Origin of the sequence: Haloarcula marismortui ATCC 43049, assembly GCF_000011085.1 — an archaeon.
Taxonomy (GTDB): Archaea; Halobacteriota; Halobacteria; order Halobacteriales; family Haloarculaceae; genus Haloarcula; species Haloarcula marismortui.
This window is the reverse complement of record NC_006397.1, coordinates 137625-158478: the sequence shown is the minus strand read 5'-3', so window position 1 is coordinate 158478 and position 20854 is coordinate 137625. Positions and strand designations below refer to the sequence as shown.

At 58.1% G+C, this 20854-nt stretch carries 16 protein-coding genes and 2 pseudogenes; 9 read left to right on the top strand and 9 right to left on the bottom strand.

The genetic code is table 11. The features are described from left to right. Nucleotides 1-1393: 1393 nt before the first annotated feature. Nucleotides 1394-2008 (bottom strand): rod-determining factor RdfA, encoded by a 615-nt coding sequence (gene rdfA / locus RR_RS20555; protein WP_049919480.1) that lies wholly within the window; start codon nucleotides 2006-2008, stop codon nucleotides 1394-1396. 125 nt (nucleotides 2009-2133) lie between these two features. Continuing rightward, the gene (locus RR_RS20550) at nucleotides 2134-3018 is read right to left on the bottom strand and encodes a universal stress protein (RefSeq protein WP_011224957.1); all 885 of its coding nucleotides are present in this window, start codon (nucleotides 3016-3018) and stop codon (nucleotides 2134-2136) included. A 340-nt stretch (nucleotides 3019-3358) separates the two neighbouring features. Between RR_RS20550 and RR_RS22675 the strand changes: the two genes are divergently transcribed. The 3 genes from RR_RS22675 to RR_RS20535 all read left to right on the top strand — a co-directional run bounded on the left by RR_RS22675 (nucleotide 3359) and on the right by RR_RS20535 (nucleotide 4702). After that, nucleotides 3359-3649, top strand: a complete 291-nt coding sequence (locus tag RR_RS22675) for a DUF211 domain-containing protein (protein WP_007190508.1) — start codon at nucleotides 3359-3361, stop codon at nucleotides 3647-3649. Between the two features lie 6 nt (nucleotides 3650-3655). Continuing rightward, nucleotides 3656-4237 (top strand): VIT1/CCC1 transporter family protein, encoded by a 582-nt coding sequence (locus RR_RS20540; RefSeq protein ID WP_049939229.1) that lies wholly within the window; start codon nucleotides 3656-3658, stop codon nucleotides 4235-4237. Between the two features lie 75 nt (nucleotides 4238-4312). Further along, a complete protein-coding gene (locus RR_RS20535) occupies nucleotides 4313-4702 on the top strand; it encodes a DoxX family protein (protein WP_011224959.1) in 390 nt (129 codons plus the stop codon). Between the two features lie 106 nt (nucleotides 4703-4808). Here RR_RS20535 and RR_RS20530 read toward each other — a convergent pair whose 3' ends face one another. From RR_RS20530 to RR_RS20515, 4 genes are all read right to left on the bottom strand, one after another. Continuing rightward, complete coding sequence (locus tag RR_RS20530) at nucleotides 4809-6029, bottom strand: Tm-1-like ATP-binding domain-containing protein (protein WP_011224960.1); 1221 nt, start codon at nucleotides 6027-6029, stop codon at nucleotides 4809-4811. After that, the gene (locus RR_RS20525; protein WP_004966682.1) at nucleotides 6029-6457 is read right to left on the bottom strand and encodes a cupin domain-containing protein; all 429 of its coding nucleotides are present in this window, start codon (nucleotides 6455-6457) and stop codon (nucleotides 6029-6031) included. The genes RR_RS20530 and RR_RS20525 overlap by 1 nt, the downstream gene beginning before the upstream one ends. Beyond that, nucleotides 6454-7290 carry a phosphoenolpyruvate hydrolase family protein gene (locus RR_RS20520; RefSeq protein ID WP_049939228.1) on the bottom strand — a complete coding sequence of 279 codons (837 nt, stop codon included), beginning with the start codon at nucleotides 7288-7290 and terminating at the stop codon, nucleotides 6454-6456. The genes RR_RS20525 and RR_RS20520 overlap by 4 nt, the downstream gene beginning before the upstream one ends. A gap of 177 nt (nucleotides 7291-7467) precedes the next feature. Further along, a complete protein-coding gene (locus tag RR_RS20515; RefSeq protein ID WP_004966684.1) occupies nucleotides 7468-7662 on the bottom strand; it encodes a hypothetical protein in 195 nt (64 codons plus the stop codon). Between the two features lie 102 nt (nucleotides 7663-7764). Here RR_RS20515 and RR_RS22645 point away from each other — a divergent pair, with 102 nt between their 5' ends. Then, on the top strand, nucleotides 7765-7911 hold the full coding sequence (locus tag RR_RS22645) for a hypothetical protein (RefSeq protein ID WP_160164339.1): 147 nt from the start codon (nucleotides 7765-7767) through the stop codon (nucleotides 7909-7911). Further along, a complete protein-coding gene (locus RR_RS20510) occupies nucleotides 7908-8276 on the top strand; it encodes an ASCH domain-containing protein (protein ID WP_007190503.1) in 369 nt (122 codons plus the stop codon). Before RR_RS22645 ends, RR_RS20510 begins: the two co-directional genes overlap by 4 nt. Before the next feature lie 653 nt (nucleotides 8277-8929). On the opposite strand, the gene RR_RS20505 is transcribed toward RR_RS20510, so the two are convergent. Beyond that, nucleotides 8930-9610, bottom strand: a complete 681-nt coding sequence (locus RR_RS20505) for an IS6 family transposase (RefSeq protein WP_011224962.1) — start codon at nucleotides 9608-9610, stop codon at nucleotides 8930-8932. 56 nt (nucleotides 9611-9666) lie between these two features. After that, nucleotides 9667-10215: pseudogene (locus RR_RS20500) on the bottom strand (transposase); the annotation flags it as partial. Nucleotides 10216-10530: 315 nt separating this feature from the next. On the opposite strand from RR_RS20500, the gene RR_RS20495 reads away from it, so the two are divergent. Then, nucleotides 10531-17451, top strand: a complete 6921-nt coding sequence (locus RR_RS20495; protein ID WP_011224964.1) for a PAS domain S-box protein — start codon at nucleotides 10531-10533, stop codon at nucleotides 17449-17451. Nucleotides 17452-17552: 101 nt separating this feature from the next. Here the strand turns inward: RR_RS20495 and RR_RS21690 are convergent, their stop codons facing one another. After that, nucleotides 17553-17837: a sensor histidine kinase gene (locus RR_RS21690; protein WP_332379646.1), complete on the bottom strand. Its 285-nt coding sequence runs from the start codon at nucleotides 17835-17837 to the stop codon at nucleotides 17553-17555. Between RR_RS21690 and RR_RS21685 the strand changes: the two are divergent. The 3 genes and pseudogenes from RR_RS21685 to RR_RS20480 all read left to right on the top strand — a co-directional run. Continuing rightward, nucleotides 17808-18370, top strand: a pseudogene (locus RR_RS21685) (tyrosine-type recombinase/integrase); the annotation flags it as partial. The gene RR_RS21690 and the pseudogene RR_RS21685 overlap by 30 nt on opposite strands. Nucleotides 18371-19177: 807 nt before the next feature. Continuing rightward, nucleotides 19178-20035 (top strand): DUF6498-containing protein, encoded by an 858-nt coding sequence (locus RR_RS20485; protein ID WP_137440598.1) that lies wholly within the window; start codon nucleotides 19178-19180, stop codon nucleotides 20033-20035. 137 nt (nucleotides 20036-20172) lie between these two features. Further along, entirely contained in the window at nucleotides 20173-20817 is a 645-nt protein-coding gene (locus RR_RS20480; RefSeq protein ID WP_011224968.1) for a hypothetical protein, read from the top strand. Nucleotides 20818-20854: the final 37 nt, after the last annotated feature.

Here is a 20854-nt window from a genome sequence, read left to right as displayed (position 1 = left end):
GTTCTACAATGCTGAGTGTAATCCGAATATTTTGGATTATATACACTCTCGCTGTAGATTCATGACCGGGTCTGCTCCTCGCCGAAACAGGTATGTTAGATATCGGGGTACTGCGATGTCATGCATTCCTCTTCACAGAAGAAATGCTCTGTTATCCCCCCGTCTGAGTTACGTATCGTAACCCCGCTATACCTCATCTGTTCGCTGATCACCTGTCCACAGTAATCACAGCGGTAGTCCGGTGACCCACCGACCAAGATTCGAGTTGACTTGTTCTGGATATTCAGTTCAGTAGCGACTGCGTTGCTGCTGGCTTCCATAGCGCAACGAGCAGTTGTTAGTGATTGCTCCGCCTCAGCTTGTCCATTCATTGTTTGCCTTGGTTGGTTGTTGACAGCGATTGCACTCGTTCCATCTACTGTTACCCACGACTCTGGAACCGCTACGGTCGTTTCACCGACGTTTTCCACCTGTGCCGGGTTACGCCCGGACTGTAGTGGTCTACGCAGGCTATCGGGTAGGCAGTGTAAAAAACGGATAACCGGTCGCTATAGCCACTGGTTCCATCGTTTTCCGGGGCGCTTTTGCCGTCTGGGTACCCGGCTTCATACCTTCGTATACTAAACTATCGTATTTAATCATTTGGTTGGTCTGGTCAGTGTTTTCACTGAGATGGGGCCGTTCACTAGCTCGATTGAGTGCTGGGTGTGAACACCACTCACAAAATGGTTAAGTGTACATCCGTTAAAGATAATCTCATGAACCCGGGCGTTGACTGTATGGCTTGGAACGCAAGCCCGCTGTCCCGGCAGTTGATCAGTGCAGACCCTTCCACATCCGGTTTTACGTTTTTTACATTTTTCAAATTTTAAACTGACGTAGACCACCACAGTGCGGGCAAACGCCGGCACACAGGTGGAAAACGTCAGTCCTGGCTGGTCCCCAAAGCGCCAGCCGACGGTTTTCGGGTCGCGACGACCCACCTCACGAAGCGCTGCGACACCAACGACGAAATCATAATCAGCGACATCATGAACGCACAAAACACGCAGAAGTACTGTAGCCAACAATCAGCAGACATCGCAAACGCAGACCAAGCGCGGAGGGCGGTCCCTGAAAGCGTTGAGAGCCAATCTATCCGGGTCGTAGTTAGCTCGATTGCAACGCGACACTGCGACCACTGCGGAACGCCGATCGATGAAAACGTCCGGTATCGAAATGTCACGACCAGAGATAGTGCCGGCAACGTCACGGAATACGCGTTCTGCGGTGTCGATTGTAAGACGGCTCGGTTCCCGCGGCTCGGCTGAGCGCTGGCTGTCGTGGGGGAATGTCCGCGTACCGGACCGCTAGCTGGGCTACTAGCTTCTTTTTGACAATACGGACAGATACCTCATTTGGATTGACAGTCACAGCCATCCTGTTCCAGAAACGCGACAATATCGTAGCTACGGCCACAGTCCTCACACAGCACCTGTACTTCGTTGATGATGTTGAAATCGCCGACCGAGATAGCATCGTTTTTGTCCAGACTCTCGATAGTTTGTCTCGTGACAGCGGTGGTTCGGCCCCGGAGGCGCTGTATTGAGTCGATGGCGCTCTCTTTTCGTTCTGCGGGCGTCTGCTCAGGTCGGGCCGCGCCACGGTCGTTCTTGAGATAGCGATACACCGTCTGGTGGGAGATAAAATCAGCCATCACGGATTCGACATCGATCCCGCTCTGTTCAAGCCGAGAGCGTATGAGCGGGGCGTCCGCATCATCTTCGTGCAGTGACTGATAGACCTGCTGGATGTCGCCACTCAATGTCGGAGCGTCACTCCCATCGATGGCGGACTCAAGCACCGACCGGTTGAAGTAGTCAGCAAGGTCGCGAGTACTTTCTTTCTCTCCGTCAGCACCAACCCACCGATTTTCGAGTTCTGCACCCATCCCGACAAGATCGTATTTTTGAATTACGGCATCGACCTTGCTCGTTCCCCCATCGGACTGTGAGTCGTCTGTGGTCATGATCCGATTTAAGAGCCCCATAGTTACTAAACACTCTCGCATATCGAGAGCCCTGCCGGGGCCTTCACACGCAGAGTTGTATCGGGCCTGTACGCTGGTATGCGTTGACCGATTCACAAACCGAACTACTCATCTGACGCAGATTCGGGCTCGCGAACCCACGTCACCGGGACCGGGGACTTTCGGACGAGTTTGGCGCTGACGCCTCCCATAACGTACCTGCTGAAATCAGTCTGCCCGTGTGTCCCCATAACCGCGAGATCGACTTCATTCTCGTCGATGTAGTCGCAAATCACCTTCGAGGGGTCACCGTGCTCAATGACACTGGTGACCGTGTCAAGCGAGGTGTCGTCGATCTTCTCGGTCGCCCCGGCCATAATTTCGTTCGCTCGCTCAGTCAGCTCCCCCTCTTTCAGAACGGAGCGTGCATCCGGCCCGAGGCCACCAGTCTCGACAACGTGAAGCAGATGGAGTGTTGCGTCCGTCGCCCTCGCGACAGCAATCCCCTCTGTCAGTGCGAGATCTGCGCCACGGCTCCCATCCGTCGGGACGAGGACGTGCTGTGGCGGATACACGAGTGGCCGATCTCTGTCAGGGTTGACCGCAATGACAGGAACTTCCGCTGTGTTGATGACGCGTTCAGTGACGCTCCCGAGCAGGATTCGCTGGATCCCACGCTGTCCGTGTGTCGGCATAACGATGCAATCACTGTCGGACTGTTGGCTGTAGTCGACGATCGTCTTGTGCGGGTCACCCTGAAGCACCGCAGAGACAACGGGAACGCCCTCATCTTTCGCATATTGTGTGGCTTCCGCCACGATGCGCTCTCCTTCTGTTTCGAGCACGTCGATGACCTCTCCACGAATCGTAGTGACGCTGTCTCGGCCAGTGTCGGCGACGTTGAGGATGTGTATCGTCGCCTCATGTTCGGATGCGATCTGTAGCGCGTATTCAAGGACCGATTCTGCGGCGTTGCTTCCGTCGGTCGGGAACAGGATGGTGTCGTACATACTGGTAGTCGCGTGTTTGCATGTCAGTCAGCTATCTGGGCAACGGCGGACGTAGCGCGGTACTCGAGGACGGGTCCCTGTTTGTTCCTCGTTGAGCGTGGCTTCTGTGTCGTTGCCTGCGTCTCAAACTGTTGGCCTCGGTGTCTTTTCAGATACATGGTACTTCAGAGACGCTGTTCGAAGAACTACACAGGGGTATCTAATAACATCTCGCCTGCTGCAGTCCTCTGTATCCGGATAGTGAACGGACAGCACCGCCGTTAGACGCCTCGATACGTTTAGCGCGGTAACAGTGTAGTGTTGGCACACATTTTTACCATAACCCCTCGCGTGTTGGGATATGGCAGCAGTCCGACGACTGGTCATCGATGTACTGAAACCACACGACCCGCCGCTACTGACGTTCACCAAGCAACTGGCCGAAATTGAAAGCGTCGAGGGCGTAACATCGTCTCTGATCGAACTAGATCAGGAAGTGCAAAACATCAAGCTCACCTTTGAAAGCGACGATCTGGACTTCGAGGCGATCGATGAAACGATCGAAAACCTCGGTGGGTCGGTACACTCTGTAGATCAGGTTGCCTGCGGTGACTCCGTTGTTACGGATCGACGGACGTTACAGGATGGCTGAGACGCCGTGGCGTCCATTCGACAACTCTTCAGGCGGCTTCTCGGGAAGGAAGATGTCCTTGCGATCTCTCGTCGGTACTTTATCTCGAACGGCTTCGACGGGACGCTCACGAGCATTGGTATCATCGTTGGTGCTGTCCTTTCCGGGGTCCCTGATGGGTACACTGTGATCAAAATCGGACTGGGCGCGGCAGTCGGTCTCGGGACCTCTGCGGTCTGGAGCGTCTGGGAAATCGAACGTGCCGAAACCCGGGCCGAAATCAGACGTATCGAACAAGCGATGCTCACGGACCTTGACGATACCCGCGTTCAGCGGAACCAGCGCGGTGTCCGCTTCGTCCACGCCACGATGAGCGGGCTGGGGCCACTTATCGGGGTTCTGATTCCGCTGACCCCGTTCCTCGTAGCGGGGACCGTCGTCACAATGGCAGAGGCGGCACTCATTGCGGTCGGCCTGGGTATCGGTGTGTTAGGTGTGTTCGGTGCCTACATGGGCTCTATTTCGGACCAGCGGTGGTACGTTGCTGCCGTTCGGATGGGACTTGCCGGATTGGTCGTTGCGATCCTCAACCTCTTTCTTCCAGGGTGAGTGGCCGCTCCTCTGTTTCCGGGCTGGAGCACAAATCCCAACTTGCTTTTCACTGGCCGCCATACCCGATAGTAGATGCGTGTTGGCTTGCGGCAGTTCAAACGGCCGTTGTGCTATGTGATGGCGCTCCTGTACGTCGTTGCTGGAATATTGCATTTCATCGTGCCGGAACTATACGTCCAGATCGTGCCACCGGTCTTGCCGGCGGCACTTGCGCTGGTGTATCTATCCGGCGTCGCCGAGGTCGCAGTCGGGCTCGGCCTGCTGGTACCGCGGACGCGATCGCACGCCGCCTGGGCGACGATCGCATTGCTCGTCGCGATCTTTCCCGCGAACGTCTACATGGCTGTCTCCATGGTCACCATTGAGGGGACGGGTGGCGGCGATCCATCTGCGCTGGTCCGCTGGGCACGGCTGCCAGTTCAGGGCGTGTTGATCCTCTGGGCGTACTGGTACACTGACTGAGTGGGGGAACTCCTCCGAGTGACCGGGCTCGGCCCCTCCTTCGACGGACCGGCCCTATTCCGCTTATCACAAGTCTCGAACGTCGAGCACATGGTATCGGGTTCGTTCAGGGACCGACGCCGGCGGCACGCATGTACTCGTCCAGTTTCTCCGCCAGTGCCCGTGCGAACGCTTCGTCGTTGATGGGGGCCTCCATTTCGAACAGTTCGACCGCCGGGTCGATGTGCTTGTGGATGGCGTCGAACAGCGCTGCATCCGCCTCGGGGTCGTAGAAGTCTTTACCCTCGACATCTAGCACCGAGACCCCGCCGAGCGGAAGTGCCACTGCCGCTGGGCCAGTCGCGGCATTCAGCTTTGTTGCGAGGATTTCGCCCAGCTCCGCACATTCCTCGGGCGTGGTTCGCATCAGCGTCACCTGCGGGTTGTGGACGTGGAACTGTCGCCCCTCGAACTCATCGGGGACCGAATCACGCGGGCCGAAGTTTACCATGTCGAGCGCCCCCGTCGAGACAACCTGCGGAACGCCCGTCTGGGCTGCGGCGTCCAGTCGCTCTGGCCCGGCGTTGAGCACACCGCCGACGAGTTCGTCCGCCCACTCCGTCGTCGTTATGTCGAGCACGCCGTCGATGATACCTTCCCGGATCAGCCGCTCCATCGCCTGCCCGCCAGTGCCGGTGGCGTGGAAGACGATGGTCTCGTATCCCCATCCTTCGAGGTGTTCTCTGGCAGCCTGGACGCAGGGCGTGGTGACACCGAACATCGTGATGCCGACGGTCGGACGGTCCTCGACCGTCACGTCTGACTCGGTAGTTCCCATCCCGACTATCGCCAGCGCGGCGTTCGAAATGACCTGCCGTGAGAGCTGATTGAGCCCCTCAATATCTGCGACGGAGTACATCATCGCGATGTCAGTCGAGCCGACGTACGGCTCGGTGTCGCCCGAAGCCATCGTCGAGACCATCAGCTTCGGCACGCCAACTGGGAGGGCCCGCATCGCTCTGGTCGCAATCGACGTATTCCCGGATCCGCCGAGTCCGAGGACGCCCGCCAGTTCCCCAGACTCGAAGAGGTCGGTGACGACGGCAGCAGCCCCCTCGCCCATCGCTGTCATCGCCTCACCTCGATCGCTTTCCTCACGTAATACGTCGAGGGTCGTCCCAGCAGCTTCGGCTACTTCGGTAGCGGTCGTGTCCGGCTCAAACTCGGCGTCGTCAAGCACGCCCACGTCGATGACGTGTACGTCGACGCCCTGAGCCTCAATGACATCGCGGGCGAAGGCGAACTCCTCGCCTTTTGTATCGAGCGTCCCCACGAGAACGATCGCCATCACTTCGCCTCCGAATCGACGTTTTCGGGCGTTGGAAGCTTGCCGGCTGGAACTATCTCACACTCAGGGAGGTTACGAAGCACGTCTTCCGGTCCCGGCGGCGCGTAGACCGCGAACAGGATGAGCGGCTCCCATCCAGTGTTGACCGTTCCGTGTTCGACGCCTTCGGGGATGAACACCATATCGCCGGTGGCGATATCACGAGTTTCGTCGTCGACCTCCTGTTCGCCCTCGCCGCGAACGACGTACAGGATCTCGTCGCTCTCGGGGTGGGTGTGTCGCTCGTGGCCCTTGCCGGGTTCGAGTTTCACGACGCCGGCGCTGAACCGCTCTCCACCAGTGACTTCAGGTGTGCTCAGCCACTTGAGAGCGCCCCAATCGAACAGTTGGCTCTCCACGTCGTCGGAGGCGACGAAGTAGTCACTCATTGGATGTCGATTTCTTTGAATTCGCGAGCCTGGTTCTCGATGGCTTCCTCCGTCGGCAGCCGTTCGATGCTGGAGGCTCCGAAGAAGCCGACGACGCCGTCAGTATGTTCAAGCACGTACGTGGCGTCATCGGGCCACGCGATCGGGCCGCCGTGACAGATGACGAGGACGTCTTCGTTCACGTCCTTCGCGGCATCGTGATGGGCCTGCACCCGCTCGGCCGCCGCTTCCAAATCAAGTGCCGTCTCCGCACCGATGTCGCCGGATGTCGTCAGCCCCATGTGTGAGACAATAACATCAGCGCCTGCCTCGGCCATCTCACGGGCCTGTGTCTCGTTGAACACGTACGGGCAAGTGAGCATATCCTGGCTGGCGGCCTCTCGGATCATATCGACTTCCTTGTCGTAGCCCATCCCGGTCTCTTCGAGATTTTGCCGAAACCCGCTGTCCTCGTCGATGAGGCCGACTGTCGGGAAGTTCTGCACCCCGGAGAACCCTCGCCGCTTTAGATCTGCGAGGAACACGTCCATTTGCCGAAACGGATCAGTGCCGTTGACGCCCGCAAGCACCGGCGTGTCTTCGACAACGGGAATGACCTCGTGGCCCATTTCACAGACGATCTCGTTTGCGTCACCGTATGGGAGTAGTCCAGCGAGTGACCCGCGCCCGCTCATTCGGTAGCGGCCGGAGTTGTAGATGATAAGCAAGTCGACGCCGCCGCGCTCGGCGAACTTCGCGGAGATTCCGGTCCCCGCACCGGCGCCAATTATCGGATTACCCTGCTCGACGGTCTCTCGAAGTCGCAAGAGCGACTCCTCACGTGTGTATTCCATGTGTGAGATTTTACAATAGTCCGGTAGTCTAATTAACATTTCTCCAGAGTATCGGGGCGTTTGATACTGTACAGCACCACATCCGCCTATAGTCAGGGCGGATACCGACTCAGAATAGTCTCACACATCTAATATGCCTGATTTGAAAGGTTACCCCACAGCAGTTCACCTCCCGATTCAGTCGAGAAGTATGACGGGAAGAATCACCACCAGTGCAAGCAACAGCCCAGCTCCGACGATAGCAAACAACATCTCTGAGAGCCCCACAGTCGCCACGTAACTGTACGACAAAACAACGGCAGTGATGGCTGAGAACCCTATAAAAACCAACTGGCGTACCTCAGAAGACCACTGTCTGGAGGGCAGATTCATATCAGTTGAGACAATGGCCACCGGTAAATATCTAATCGGGCTGAGGACCAGACACGTAAACTGACCAGGTCTTTTTTAGGTAGACGTGGCAGACGTAGCATAATGGTCCGCAAAATTCTCTTTGCCGGCCTGATCGGATTCGTGTTTGTCTGCAAGATCGACGTGCTCAAAGCCATCATTCTGGCCGCTAACGACGAATCCCAAACTGTTGTGGACAAGCGGCAGAAGATGAGAACCGGGATGAAATGACACTTCTGTTCAAACCCCGCCACATTGCGGCGATTCGAGACGGCACGAAGACGGCGACCCGCCGTGACTGGGCTGACAACTACCCGCGACCGTCCGAGGGCGACATCCGAATGGCTGTGACAGAGATGTTCACCAGCGACGAAGCGTGTGACTGCTATCTTCGTATCACTAACCTGTATCAAGAACCGCTCGGCGAGATGAGCCACGAGGACGCTCGAAAGGAAGGTGGCTATGACATGGCCGAGTTCCGCAAGGCATGGACGCAGATCAACGGCGACTGGGACCCGGAACTTGTCGTTGACGTCGTTGAGTTCGAATACGTCGGCAGAGAGCGGCCGAGCGAGTCCGCAGCAAGTGGTGCCTGAACCTTTCCGGCAGTAGCAAACCGCCTGCTTTTGGTTTCAGACACTCTCTGGGCCCATATTTGTTCGAGAGAAAGTACGGACAGATTTGAGACTGAGGAACGCAATGTATCAACGTCGACTGCCGGTTGGAGGTGTCGTGGTCTGGAGCGCATCCACACCAGTTCTCATATCTCCTCCTATGACCAATACTTTCGAGAAAAGTACGCTATAACGTTCACCAGAGACAAGGTGTGTGCTTGGTTTGACTCAGAAGCGGTTCACCAGCCAATTAACGGTGGAACGTATTTTTGAGAAGGTACTTATGAAAACAAACACACACATCATCTCAGTGCTCCGAAGGAACCTTCTCATACTATGCGCCGCCACCTGTGGTTGTCTGGCAGGCTGTGCTTCGTCGCCGGGCAGTACAAGCACCCCCTCTACGATGACTGGCGACCCTGAAGACTTTGACGAACAGTATCTTGAAATTCGTAATCGGGCCGAAAATAAAGAGAGTATCTCTCTCATCGTACAGGGGTCGGATTCAGTTATAACGCAGGGAGAATATGAGGTAGCGGCTGACCAAACAATATCTGTCCCACTCCAAATCACTGAGAAGGGCAATTACGAATTGACAGTTTCCCGTTCAAGGGGTATTGAGATTTCGGCACTGTCTAGTTCTGGATCTCCTCAGCTGGCGTTTTTCCGTCAAGAGCTTGGTTCGGCCGTTCGTGGTTGTAGTGGTGTCTGAATCGTCGTAACCACTGTTTCGCGCTTGATTGACTGCCCCTCCAGAAGGAGTGAAAGCGGTCGATGCGCATGGTCACAGTCTGGAACCACTTTTCAATGTGGTTCCGGATTCGGTAGTCGAGCCAACCGCTCAAATCGTGACGTGAGAGGGCAGTCAGATAGGCGCCAGCATCAACGAGAAACACTGAATCGGCGACATCGTGTTTCTGAGTGAGTCGATGCAGGAACGCCGCCGCGGGGTCAGTCCCGCGGCGGCTGAACACGTCAACTTCAAGCAGCAGTTTTGACTCGGTGTCCACAGCGGCGTACAACCACTTCTTTTCGCCGTCAACCTCGATTTGTTTCTCATCGACCGCGACCCGCGACGGCTCCGCCGTCGGCGGGTCGCTCTGGGCTTCAGACAGTGTATGCACCCAATTCCAGACCGCGCCGTGAGAACGATCGACACCCAGCAGGTCTAAGATAGCAACCGTCTCTCTGATCGACAGCCCCGCAGTATGGAGACGCACCCCAAATCGCCGGACGGGTGTTGGGGTGCGCTCATTCTCCCAAACGTCTTGGCTGTCCTCATCTAACGTCTTTCTGAGGAGGTCTGCGAGTTGCATGGACACTTCTCGCTATGGCCTCCTCGTTTCTCAAACTCGCTCAACTAGACAGTGCCGTCCGCAGGAACACCTACCTCTTCTTCCAGTTCCGTGACCATCTCCCGGGAAAGATCGTACTTCGTCTCGTCTGCGTCATCCTGATCCTCGTCGTCAGCTTTCTTGTACTGGCGAAACACGAGCGGATAGGACGTTTTGTCGTCGGTATAGAACGAGTAAACGAGATCCTGCCCCCAGACGGGTTCGCCTTCGGTGTGATCGTAGAACTTGCCAGCACCGGGAAGTTCCTTCCCGGTTCGCTGGAACACCGAATCGTCGATGACGATGTAGCCGTCCTGTGACCACCGCGTTTCACCGTGTTTTTGCAGCTCCTCTAACCGCTCATGGTTGAGCTGGTCTTCGTCCCAGTCATACTCGGTGGGGAACTTGTTGAGTGTTCGGTCACTCCCTGCCGGAAGGACCTCTCGTGCGATCCCAGTCACGGTCCTGCTGCGGGCTGCAGCAAGACCTGTCACGTACGTCTTGGCGTGACGTGTCTGGTGATACGACAACGAATCGAACTCGTCCAGTGGGTCAGTACACGAGAGGAAGTCCGTTATTGGCAGCATCGGCCGTTAGACGGCATACATCGTGCGCCGAATTAAACGTGCAGAGCCGAGCAGATAGTAGAACCAGTGGAATCACCGGGCAGCTCGAAGAGAGAATCTAGTCGTCAGGTACAACGGATATCGCGGCCGGTATCGTGTTGTGTCAAAAGCGACAATGGGGTGGACGAATCGCAAACTGCGGGCTGTCGGATGTGCACTTACCTGGAAGTGTGTTTCACCGCTACTGCGCGGTTAGGTAGAATATAAATAGCTATTACACTTACTTAATTGGTATGTTAGACGCGAGTTCGACTGATTCTGGGGTGGGCTGCTCGTATGAATGGTAGCGCACGCGGAGGCCTGTGCCCGGATCCTGACGACGACGAAGGGTTGATTGTGAGTGACTCTGATGGCATGATTGTCGACGTAACCGAACCCCTTCCCCGGGTGACCGGCTACTCGAAATCGGAGTTACTTGGGATGGAGACGGCTGCCCTGTTCTGGCTTCGAGACGGTGACAACCACAGCGGACATACCCGGGCTCCGGTATCTGAGACGGAGGGCCGCTCTCACGGACTTCTCGAGTGCGCAGATGGATCACGAATCACCGTCGAACAACGGAGCTACACGGTTCGCCCGGAGGCAGAAACACACGTCTGCACGACGGTGCTGTTTCCGGGTGACGGCGAGGCGGCGGCGTCAGCGACGAGCCGTGACGAGCCGCCGATGTCTACAGTGGACGCCCTCAGCCGACTACAACGAACGGCCATGGACGACGACAGCGTCGAAGACACTGTGGAGCGACTGCTCGCGCTGGGCTGTGAGTACCTCGGAGCGAGCGCCGGTGCGGTCGCACGTGTCGACGACGACACGTACGTTGTCGAGCACACCACCGGCGAGACTGACGTGTACGAGCAGGGACGGGCCGTGCCATTTGAAGAAACTATTATTGACGAGCACGTCACCGGGGGTGCATCTGAGCGGCGCGCGTTCACCGTCGCCAAGGGCCAGCGTGAGTCCCCCGATTCGGACGTGCGTGGAGCGACTATGTGTGTGCCCGTCATCGTCGGAGATGACAACTATGGCGTCGTCGAGTTCACCGGACCGGCCACACGCGAGCGGCCGTTCGGCCAGCGGGAACGGGAGTTCGTCGAACTCCTCGCGCAGTGGCTCGGAAACGAACTCGGGCGTCGTCGCCGAGTCGAGGACTTGGAGCGGTACGAAAGCATTGTCGAGGCTGTCGACGACCCCATGTACGCGCTCGACACCGACGGGTGCTTCACCTTCGTCAACGACGCCGCGAAACGCGAGTTCGGCTACGGCGAGGAGATCATCGGCGAACACGTTTCCATCGGGATGGAAGCAGCGGACATCGAACGGATTCAGGGACAGATCAAGAAACTGCTTGGCACGGATGAGCGGTCGGCCACTGCCGAGTTCGAACTGCAGGTAGAAGACGGAGAGCGTCGTATCGTGGAGAACCGCCTCGCCCTGATCGGGGACGACGAGTTCCGCGGGACTGCAGGGGTCCTCCGGGATGTCACTGCTCGACAGGAGCGCAAGCGCGAACTCGAACAGTACGAGACGGTCGCGCAAACTGCTTCGGATGTAATCATCACAATCGACACGGACAGCGTCGTCCAGAACGTGAACCCCGCCGTGTCGGCCGTCTTCGGGTACGAACCCGAAGAACTGATTGGTCAGCCGATGACAGCCCTGATTCCCGAGCGGTTACGGGCCGGCCACGCCGCCGGCATCAGTCGCTATCTCAGTACCGGCGAGCGGGCGCTGGACTGGGAGTACATCGAAATTCCTGGCTGCCGCGCCGACGGGACGGAAGTCCCCCTCGGTGTCTCCTTCAGCGAATACGAGTTCCAGGGCGAGCAGTACTTCACCGGTATCATCAGGGACATCAGCGAGCGAAAGGAGAGCGAGCGCGAACTCGAATCATTCCAGCGGGCGATCGAGGAGGCGGCCGACGGCGTGGCGATTCTGGCGGACGGCGAGTACGAGTACGTCGACCAGACCCACGTCGACATGTACGGCTTCGACGAAAAAGACCAGTTGCTCGGCGAGTCGTGGCGGAAACTGTACGACGACGAGGAGACGGCCCGCCTCGAAGCGGAGGCCTTCCCGGCGCTCGAAGCCGACGGCCACTGGCAGGGAATGGTAACTGGAACACGGCCGGACGAGTCGACGTTCCCGGCCGAACTATCTCTGACCATCATCGACGATGGCAGGCTCGTCTGTACGGTCCGTGACGAGACTGAGCGCAAGGCTCGGGAACGCGAACTCGCATTGAAAAACCGAGCGATGGACGAGGCTACCGTCGGCATCCAGATCACCGACCCGACACAGGCAGACAACCCGCTGGTCTACGTCAACGACGGCTTTGAGCGGATGACCGGCTACACTGCTGAGGACGCCCTCGGTCGGAATCCACGATTCCTCCAGGGTGCGGACACCGACCCCGAGCAGGTGGCACGACTCCGGGAGGCAATCGATGCAGACGAGCCGGTCTCGGTCGAACTGAAGAACTACCGCAAGGACGGGACGCCATACTGGGCACGGCTCTCTATTACGCCGGTGACTGGCGAGAACGGAACGGTGACGAACTACGTCGGCATTCAACAGGATGTCACCGAGCGGAGAGAGCGAAAACGGCAGGCAGATGCGCGGGTCGACTTCCTCGAACGCATGTACGAGGTGACGACTGATCCGGAGACAGGATTCGAAGAGAAGATTTCCGGTCTGTTGGAAGCAGGGTGTGAGCATCTGGACCTTTCGTACGGGTACTTGAGCCGCATCGACATGGACGACGACCCAACCCCCGGAATCCATGTTATCAGCACAGTCGGCTCTCACGAACGCATCCAGCCGGGCGAATCGGGGCTGCTCTCGGAGTCGTACTGTCATCGGACAATCGACCATGAGGGTGCGCTGGCACTCACAGACGCTGCCGAGAGCGAGTTGATAAGCGACGTAGCGTACGAGACCTTCGGACTCGATACGTATATCGGGGGGAACGTCGTTGCCGGCGACGAACTGTACGGGACATTGTGTTTCGCCTCGAACGAGTCACGAGACGCTTTGTTCGGGCAGTTCGAGCGCTCGCTCGTCAGTCTGCTCGGCCGATGGGTGGGCTACGAAATCGAGCAGCGTGACGCTCGCGAGAAACTGCGTCAACAGCAGGAGCGACTCGAACTGACGCTGTCGGGAACGAACACCGGAATCACGGAGTGGAACTTGGAGACGGACGCGTTGAACTCGGACGATACCTTCATCGACCTTGTCGGCCAAGACGTAGACACTGCCGAGGAGTATTTCGAGTGCGTCATCCACCCTGACGACAGAGAGCACGTCCGGGAGACGCTGGAAGCGAACCTTGCTGCGAGAGCGCCGACCAAAATCGAGTACCGCGTACAAACCGACGACGACGACACGCGATGGCTGCAGAGCCGGGCGGTCCCGACCTACGACGACGACGGGAGTCAGGAGAGCGTGCTCGCTATCGTAACGGACATTTCGACGCGAAAAGCCAAAGAATGCGAGCGGCAACGCAACGAGCGACGGTTCAAGTCGTTGTTCGCGGACCCGGGGATGCTCGTCGGGTTGCTCGACACCGACGGCACGCTCTTGGAGATAAACGAGACGGCACTGAAGTACGTCGAGCAGACGGCAGCGGAACTGGCGGGCCAACCGTTCCCGGAGACCCCGTGGTGGAGCCACTCCGAAGCGCTGCAGCAAGACCTCCGCGAGTGGATTCGGCGCGCCGCCGACGGGGAGTACGTCGAGTACAGTGCGATTCACCCCGGACCCGATGGGGACCGAAGCCACATCGAGGGAGTAATCCGTCCAGTGACCGATACCGACGGGACAGTCACGTCACTGCTCATCTCCGGACGGGACGTGACAGAGCGCGAGCGACAGCGGAGCGAACTCCGGGACCGACAGCGAAAGCTCGACCTCGTCTTATCGAACACCGACACGACGTTTGCCGAATTTGATTTCGCCGCCGGGTCAGTCCAGTGGGACGAGGCGATGGGCAGCAGCGAGTTCGGCTCGCCGGAGACGCTCGACGAGTTTTTCGAAACGATTCACCCTGATGACCGCGAGCGCATCCGTTCCGAAATCGAGACCGCAGGAGACAGCGGCGAACCGAACAGCGTCGAATTCCGCTTCGTCGAACCGGACGGCACGGTCGTATGGGTCGTTGGACAGGCTGTACCGGTCACGGACGACGAAGGTAACCTGACAGAGAGAGTCGTGGGAATCGCGACGGACATCACCGACCTCAAGCAGCGTGAGCAAGCACTCGAAGACAGCCGGCAACGGTACCAGACGCTCCTGCAGGCCGCCCCGGACCCGATATTCGTCGCGGACGCCGAGACCGGCGAGATAGTCGAAGCGAATGCGGCCGCCGAGGAGCTACGGGGACAGCCACGGGACGACATCATCGGACGACACCAGACCGAGCTCCATCCCGAAGAGGCCGGGGGCCTGTACGAGGACGTCTTCGAGCAAGCCTTCGACGATGCGTCGACAATCACGGAACTCCCAGACGGGACCCAACCGGAGTTAGCTACTCCCGACGGCGAGACCGTTCCCATCGAAATCAGCGCCGCCGCCGTCTCACTTCCCGACGGCCCCGTTCTGTTCGGTGTGTTCCGCGACGTGTCCGACCGGGAAGAGCGAAAACGCGAACTCGAACTGAAAGAGCGAGCGATGGACGAGGCGAACGTCGGAATCACCATCAGCGACCCCGACCGGGAGGGCAACCCGTTGGTGTATGTAAACGACGGGTTCGTCGACCAGACCGGCTACTCCCGCGAAGAAGCACTCGGACGGAACTGTCGGTTCCTGCAACGCGACGACAGGGATCAGTCGGCACTCGATGAGCTTCGGAAGGCGATTGCCAGCGAGGAGCCATCCATCGTCGAGCTACGGAACTATCGGAAGGACGGCGAGCAGTTCTGGAACCGCCTCTCTGTGACCCCCATCTACGACGATGTCGGCACGCTGGCGAACTACATCGGCATCCAGCAGGATGTGTCCGACGAGAAGACCAGAGAGCAACGGATACGAGCGCTCCACGGAACGACGAGGGAACTCCTCGAAGCCGACGACAAGGACGAGGCAGTGGCGAAGGCGCTCGACACTCTGTCGGAGGAGCTCGACTTCCAACTCGCTGGCGTCTACCTGCGCGAAGGGGACGAACTCGTCCACGCAGGGACAGTCGGTGCGACTCCGGACGCAACGCCTAATCGAATCGAACGCGGACGAACGCCTCTGTGGGACGCTATAGAGAGCGGCGAATCAATGATGATTGAGGACTACGGGTCACTTTGGGGCGATATCGAGCGCGGGGATGTGTCCAAGGGCCTGTACATCCCGGTCGGTGAGCAGGGTGTCTTCGTCGTTGGAGCCGCCGATAGTACCCGCCTCGACGAGAGCGAACAGCGACTCGTCGAGGTCTTGGCCGGGAACTTCGCGTCGGTACTCGACACGCTCGTCCGCCAGGACGAACTGTTCGAGGAACGTGAACGGTTCCAGTTGCTGACCGAGAGCATCGAGGAGTACGCGTTCCTCGTCGTCGACGACGACGGGACGATACAGACCTGGAACAGCGGCGCGGAGACGCTGTTCGGGTACGACGCCGACACTGCTGTCGGCATGTCGATGGGGCAGCTCCATCGCGAATCGGACCGCGAGTCGGGGGTTCCCGATCGTCTGCTCCAACAAGCCCGAATCGGCAGCGAGAGCAGCCACGAAGGCTGGCGGGTCCGCGCTGACGGGTCGGAGTTCTACGCCGATGTCCGGTACGCGAAACTCGAGACTGACGACGGCGAGTCCCGCGGCTACGCGAAAATCGTCCGCGATATGACCGACGAGCGGCGTCAGCGACGCCGGACCGAGCGGTTCGTCGAGGAGTCAGAGGACGTGGTGACAGTCGTCGACCCGGACGGCACCGTCACCTACGCCAGCGGGTCCGCAAAGGGGGTGTTCGGTTACGAGCCCGATTCGCTCGCCGGAGAGAATATCTTCGACTATCTCCACCCGGACGGGCGTGAGCACGCGACGGAGACGTTCTTTAGCTGTGTCGAAAATTCTGAGAGCACCACAGCGGAGTGTCGGCTCCGGGCACCAGATGGCGGCTGGTTCAATGTCGAAGGGCGATGCCGGAACATGCTCGACGACGACGCCATCGATGGCATTCTCGTCTATCTCCGCAACGTGACAGAACAGAGAGAACGCGCCCGGCGATTCGAGGGCATCTTCAATCAGACCTACCAGTTTACCGGACTGTTGAACCCGGACGGGACAGTCATCGAGGCCAACGACGCCGCACTGGACTTCGGCGGGCTGGACCGAGACGAGATAGTCGGGAAACACTTCGCCGACATTCCGTGGTGGAGTCACTCCGACACCGAACGAGACAATGTCCGAGACGCCCTAGAGCGGGCCGCAAGCGGTGAGTTCGTCCGGTACGAAACAGAGGTGCGCGGCGTCGACGGACTCGGGACAATCGATTTCTCGGTGAAACCCGTCACCGACCAGGATGAGAACGTCACGCTGCTGGTCGTCGAAGGACGCGATATCACGGCCCGCCAGCAGCGACGCCAGCACCTGCAGGTCATGCAGCGCGTGTTCCGGCACAACATCCGAAACGACCTGACGGTACTCCGTGGCCGGACAGAGGCACTCGCCGACGAGTCGGACCCAGACAAGCGCGCTCAGATGGTGGCGACAGTCGAGAAAACCCTCGACAAGTGGGAACGGATGACGACCCGGATGAAACAGGTCCGTGAGGTCCTCGACTCCCGGCAGCATCACGAAACTGCCACCGAGGTGCCGGTACTCGTCGAACGCGCAATCACCGAAACGACTGCCATGTACCCCGACGCGGCAATCGAGACGGCCCTCGACGGCGTCGACTCGGTCACTGCTCCAGCGGTTCTCAGCGAGGCCGTCACTGAACTTCTCAAAAACGCCGTCGAAGTGAGCGCTCCCGAAAGCGTGGAACTTGGCTGCACTCGACCGAACGAGGACTGGCTCGAGCTAACCATTACCGACTGCGGGCCGGGAATGCCGGAGACGGAAATCGACGTCATCGAGACCGGCGAAGAGACGCCGTTGACTCACGGCCAAGGGCTCGGTCTCTGGATGGTCAGAATGGTTATCAAACAGGTCGGTGGCGAGGTATCGGCCGACGTCACGGACAACGGGACGACCGTTCGGCTCCGGATTCCGCTCTGAGCGCACGCGAAGCGACAACCTTCGCTCGAAAGCCGACTCTCATACGGTCTATTGTAGATTACGTCGGACCCTGGGGTCGGCGGCTGCCACAATAATCCGTATCAGGCCCGCTGGAACGTCACGCTGAACACGCTGCCCTCGAGTTCCGGTTCGTCGAGCCACACCCCGCGGTCCTCGACGGTGACCTCGCCCTCGTATATGTTTACGAGCGTGTTCACGAGGTAGAGCCCGATACCGGACCCGTGGCTCTTTGCCCCCATCTCGCCGCGACCGAATATCTCCGCCTTCTGACTGTCGGGCACGCCCGGACCGTTGTCGGCGACGTGAACGGTGACAGTCTCGGTCGCTGCCTCAACGTCGACCGCATGGCGGCCTACCGTGACCAGACACTCGTCTTCCTGCTCGCCTACTCCGGTGCTCGCAGCGCGGAACTCGTCGCTGTTTCTGATGATGAGGAACGAAACGGCCTGCGGTGGCGACACGTCAACCTCGAAGCCGGTACAATGCAGGTGTTCGTCAAGAACCGTACCCGCGAGTCTGCGCCGATCCTCGACGATGCACTTCGCCCGCTTCGGCGCTGGAAGCAACTTCGAGAGCCTGACGAGAACGAGGCCGTCTTCCCCAGACTCGACAACGCGGCAAAGGCACTGGATCCGTCGCCGTCGATCACCACGCAGTCGGCCCGGAACATCTTGGCAGACCTGTGTGAGTGGTCTGAGTACGAGTTCGAAGACCCGCTGAAACCCCACGGTGCTCGCCGCGGCCTTGGCGAGAAATCTATCGCGAGAACCCGCAGCTGGCACAGGACGTGCTCCGGCACAAATCCATCGAGACAACCCACGAAGGCTACGCTCAGGAGGCTGCGAAACGGACTTGTGACGAGGCGAACGACATCATCTCTGGTAAGGAGACTAACTGACGCGGACTATGCTGGTATACATCAGTTCAAAAAGTAGTTTATTTCATGACTTTTGGAAGGAACCATCCACTCAGTAAGTGTGCAAATGTATCGAAGATATATTGTTCACTGGTATTACTACTCTCTACAACGGCTATGCAACGCCTCTATATCTATAACGCCGCACTCGCGATAGTCGGAGCCTCACTGGGAGGCCCAGCAGTGCGCTCAATTATTGCTGGAGACTGGGGTATCTCAATATTGCTTATGACTATTGGTGGGTGCGGACTGGTTCTTGGCGCTGTGTATCAGTCGCTTCAAACCGACCCTGATGATTTTAATCTTTCTACCAGTATGCTGGTTCTAAATATCGGTGCTGCCTGTCTGGCTCTTTTCGGAACGCTTCTCTTTGCAGCTTCCAGTTAGTAACCTCACTGGACACAGAAGCGCATGAAGTGGTGTTTGATGCCCGACACCGATCTGATGAAGCACACCACCGTCTCTTTCGGTTTCAACATAGAGGTCACCGACTCCTCCTGCAGGTACGTTCGTCTTCTCTATTTGGACACCACACTCCGGACAATGACGTCCAGTTATTGGTTCTCCGTTCGCTTGTGTTTCCGATGGCTAAAGAACTCAGATCACAGTTTTCTGCCAAAAATACCAATTCCAACACACGTATTTGCTGGCTACTCAATTGCATCTCGCTCGGCCATACCGACTCCGAACCCCGCTTTGGATTCCGCTCTGGGATCGGTAAATGGAAACATCGTTGATTCAGCGATACAGACACACACCTGAATGTCTCCAACGACCCTCCAACGCTCTATGGACCGAGAGTGGTCCACACTGATGTTTGTCATCGTGTCGAATACGCTCCCGGCCGCGGGGGTCGTCTTTTTTCGATGGCGTGCGTCTGAGATATTGGTTCTATACTGGATTGAGGTCGTCGTGATGGTCGCGGCTTACAGCGTGGCGGCACTATTCGCGAAACAACCAATCGTACTGGAGGACCGGGACTTCTACATTGTTGGATACGGGAAACGCGAAGAGCTTAACGAGGACCGTTGGAGTGGCGACCCCGAACCGGTTAACAGGATCAAGAGTTTCCTTCCGGACGTAGTCAGGTCACGCCTGCCACCGATATATCGACGGAATTTCCGCGTCGTCGGACGGTCGCTGACCATCATGCTGTTTCTCGCCGTGCTATGGGCGTATCTGGGCGACATTGTCTCGAACCCAGTGGCTGCCCTTGGTTCACCGGCAGTCATCCTCGGATCACTGGCAGTTTGTACGTCGCAATTGGTTGAGCTCCGACGGGAATACTTCGTCCCGAATACGTACGAAGACTGGTCAGCGTATATGACGGTAGAGGCCGCACAGCGAGTCGTTGCTTTTTATATTATGCTCGGCGTGGCTGTGGTTCCTATGACTATTATCAGCCTGCTGGTATTCGGACTGCTGCTGGATCTGGTTTCGGGTGGGTTTGTCACTTCTGCCTCAATCAGTGGATCGGCCGGAATCGATCTATCAGTCCTCGCTCCCGTCGTCATTTTTTCAACGGGGAAGGCCGTAGTTGACTGGTCACGCCGGACCGTCGGAATAAGAACGGATACAGACGGCCTTGTAGGCTGGTTTACCCCGGAGAACCTACACCTGCGTGAGTGGGAACAGGAACGTCGATGAACCCTTTGCTGGATTTCGACTTGTCGTGGGAAATATGAGGAGAGGGTATGGAGCGTGTGCTGAGCTTTTTCCATTATCCCACGCCCGACGGAAATGAAAAAGTGACCTGAAACGTTTGGTACTGGTATCCCGCCAGTATGAATCTCTCCGTTCAAGACGATACCCTCCGAATATTCGTCGGCGCAGCAGGCGTGTTTACAGCCCTCGTGGTATTCACCGAGAACACAATCAGATCGTTAGCACCTGTTTTGATCCTCTCAGCAGGAATGCTAGCGTACAGCGTTGTGGACGAGACGTACGGTCTCTCGAACGGGATGAACGGGCTGGTATACGGTATAGGGCTGGTTGCTGCAGGGGTGTTCTTGACCCTCAATTACACGACTTGGATTAGAGGTGTGGTGACACTCGTCGGTCTCTGGTTTGTGCTTGACGGCGCGACCACGATTCGATATGGCTCCGCCCGGACACCACACGAGTTCGTTTCGGGACCGGAATCCGAGGCGATGCTCCGGATGCAGATTCTGAACACAGTGCACCGGACCCTTCGTGAAAGCAACCAGCCGCACACCCCTGCGGAACTTGCCGAAGTTTGCGACCTGACTGAGTCACGGGTCAGATCAGCCCTCGAGTACTTAGAACAGCGAGATCAGGTTACCAAGACAGAGGAAGAATACCGAGCAGTACCGCAGAATTGGGGTCGGCTGACACCTGTTGTAAGGTTCGTCGCTTGGTTACCACGCCGAATACTTCGTCCGTTTTTTCAGGTCAGCAATAATCGATAGGTAAGATCCAACACGTAGGCTGCACTTGGCGGAACGA

Coding starts and splice junctions, on each gene's coding strand:
- RR_RS20505 (WP_011224962.1), bottom strand. CDS start 9,610: ATGCAACTCGCAGACCTCCTCAGAAAGACGTTAGATGAGGACAGCCAA.
- RR_RS20515 (WP_004966684.1), bottom strand. CDS start 7,662: ATGAATCTGCCCTCCAGACAGTGGTCTTCTGAGGTACGCCAGTTGGTT.
- RR_RS20535 (WP_011224959.1), top strand. CDS start 4,313: ATGCGTGTTGGCTTGCGGCAGTTCAAACGGCCGTTGTGCTATGTGATG.
- RR_RS20495 (WP_011224964.1), top strand. CDS start 10,531: ATGAATGGTAGCGCACGCGGAGGCCTGTGCCCGGATCCTGACGACGAC.
- rdfA (WP_049919480.1), bottom strand. CDS start 2,008: ATGACCACAGACGACTCACAGTCCGATGGGGGAACGAGCAAGGTCGAT.
- RR_RS20485 (WP_137440598.1), top strand. CDS start 19,178: ATGGACCGAGAGTGGTCCACACTGATGTTTGTCATCGTGTCGAATACG.
- RR_RS20530 (WP_011224960.1), bottom strand. CDS start 6,029: ATGGCGATCGTTCTCGTGGGGACGCTCGATACAAAAGGCGAGGAGTTC.
- RR_RS20525 (WP_004966682.1), bottom strand. CDS start 6,457: ATGAGTGACTACTTCGTCGCCTCCGACGACGTGGAGAGCCAACTGTTC.
- RR_RS20480 (WP_011224968.1), top strand. CDS start 20,173: ATGAATCTCTCCGTTCAAGACGATACCCTCCGAATATTCGTCGGCGCA.
- RR_RS20510 (WP_007190503.1), top strand. CDS start 7,908: ATGACACTTCTGTTCAAACCCCGCCACATTGCGGCGATTCGAGACGGC.
- RR_RS22645 (WP_160164339.1), top strand. CDS start 7,765: ATGGTCCGCAAAATTCTCTTTGCCGGCCTGATCGGATTCGTGTTTGTC.
- RR_RS22675 (WP_007190508.1), top strand. CDS start 3,359: ATGGCAGCAGTCCGACGACTGGTCATCGATGTACTGAAACCACACGAC.
- RR_RS20520 (WP_049939228.1), bottom strand. CDS start 7,290: ATGGAATACACACGTGAGGAGTCGCTCTTGCGACTTCGAGAGACCGTC.
- RR_RS20550 (WP_011224957.1), bottom strand. CDS start 3,018: ATGTACGACACCATCCTGTTCCCGACCGACGGAAGCAACGCCGCAGAA.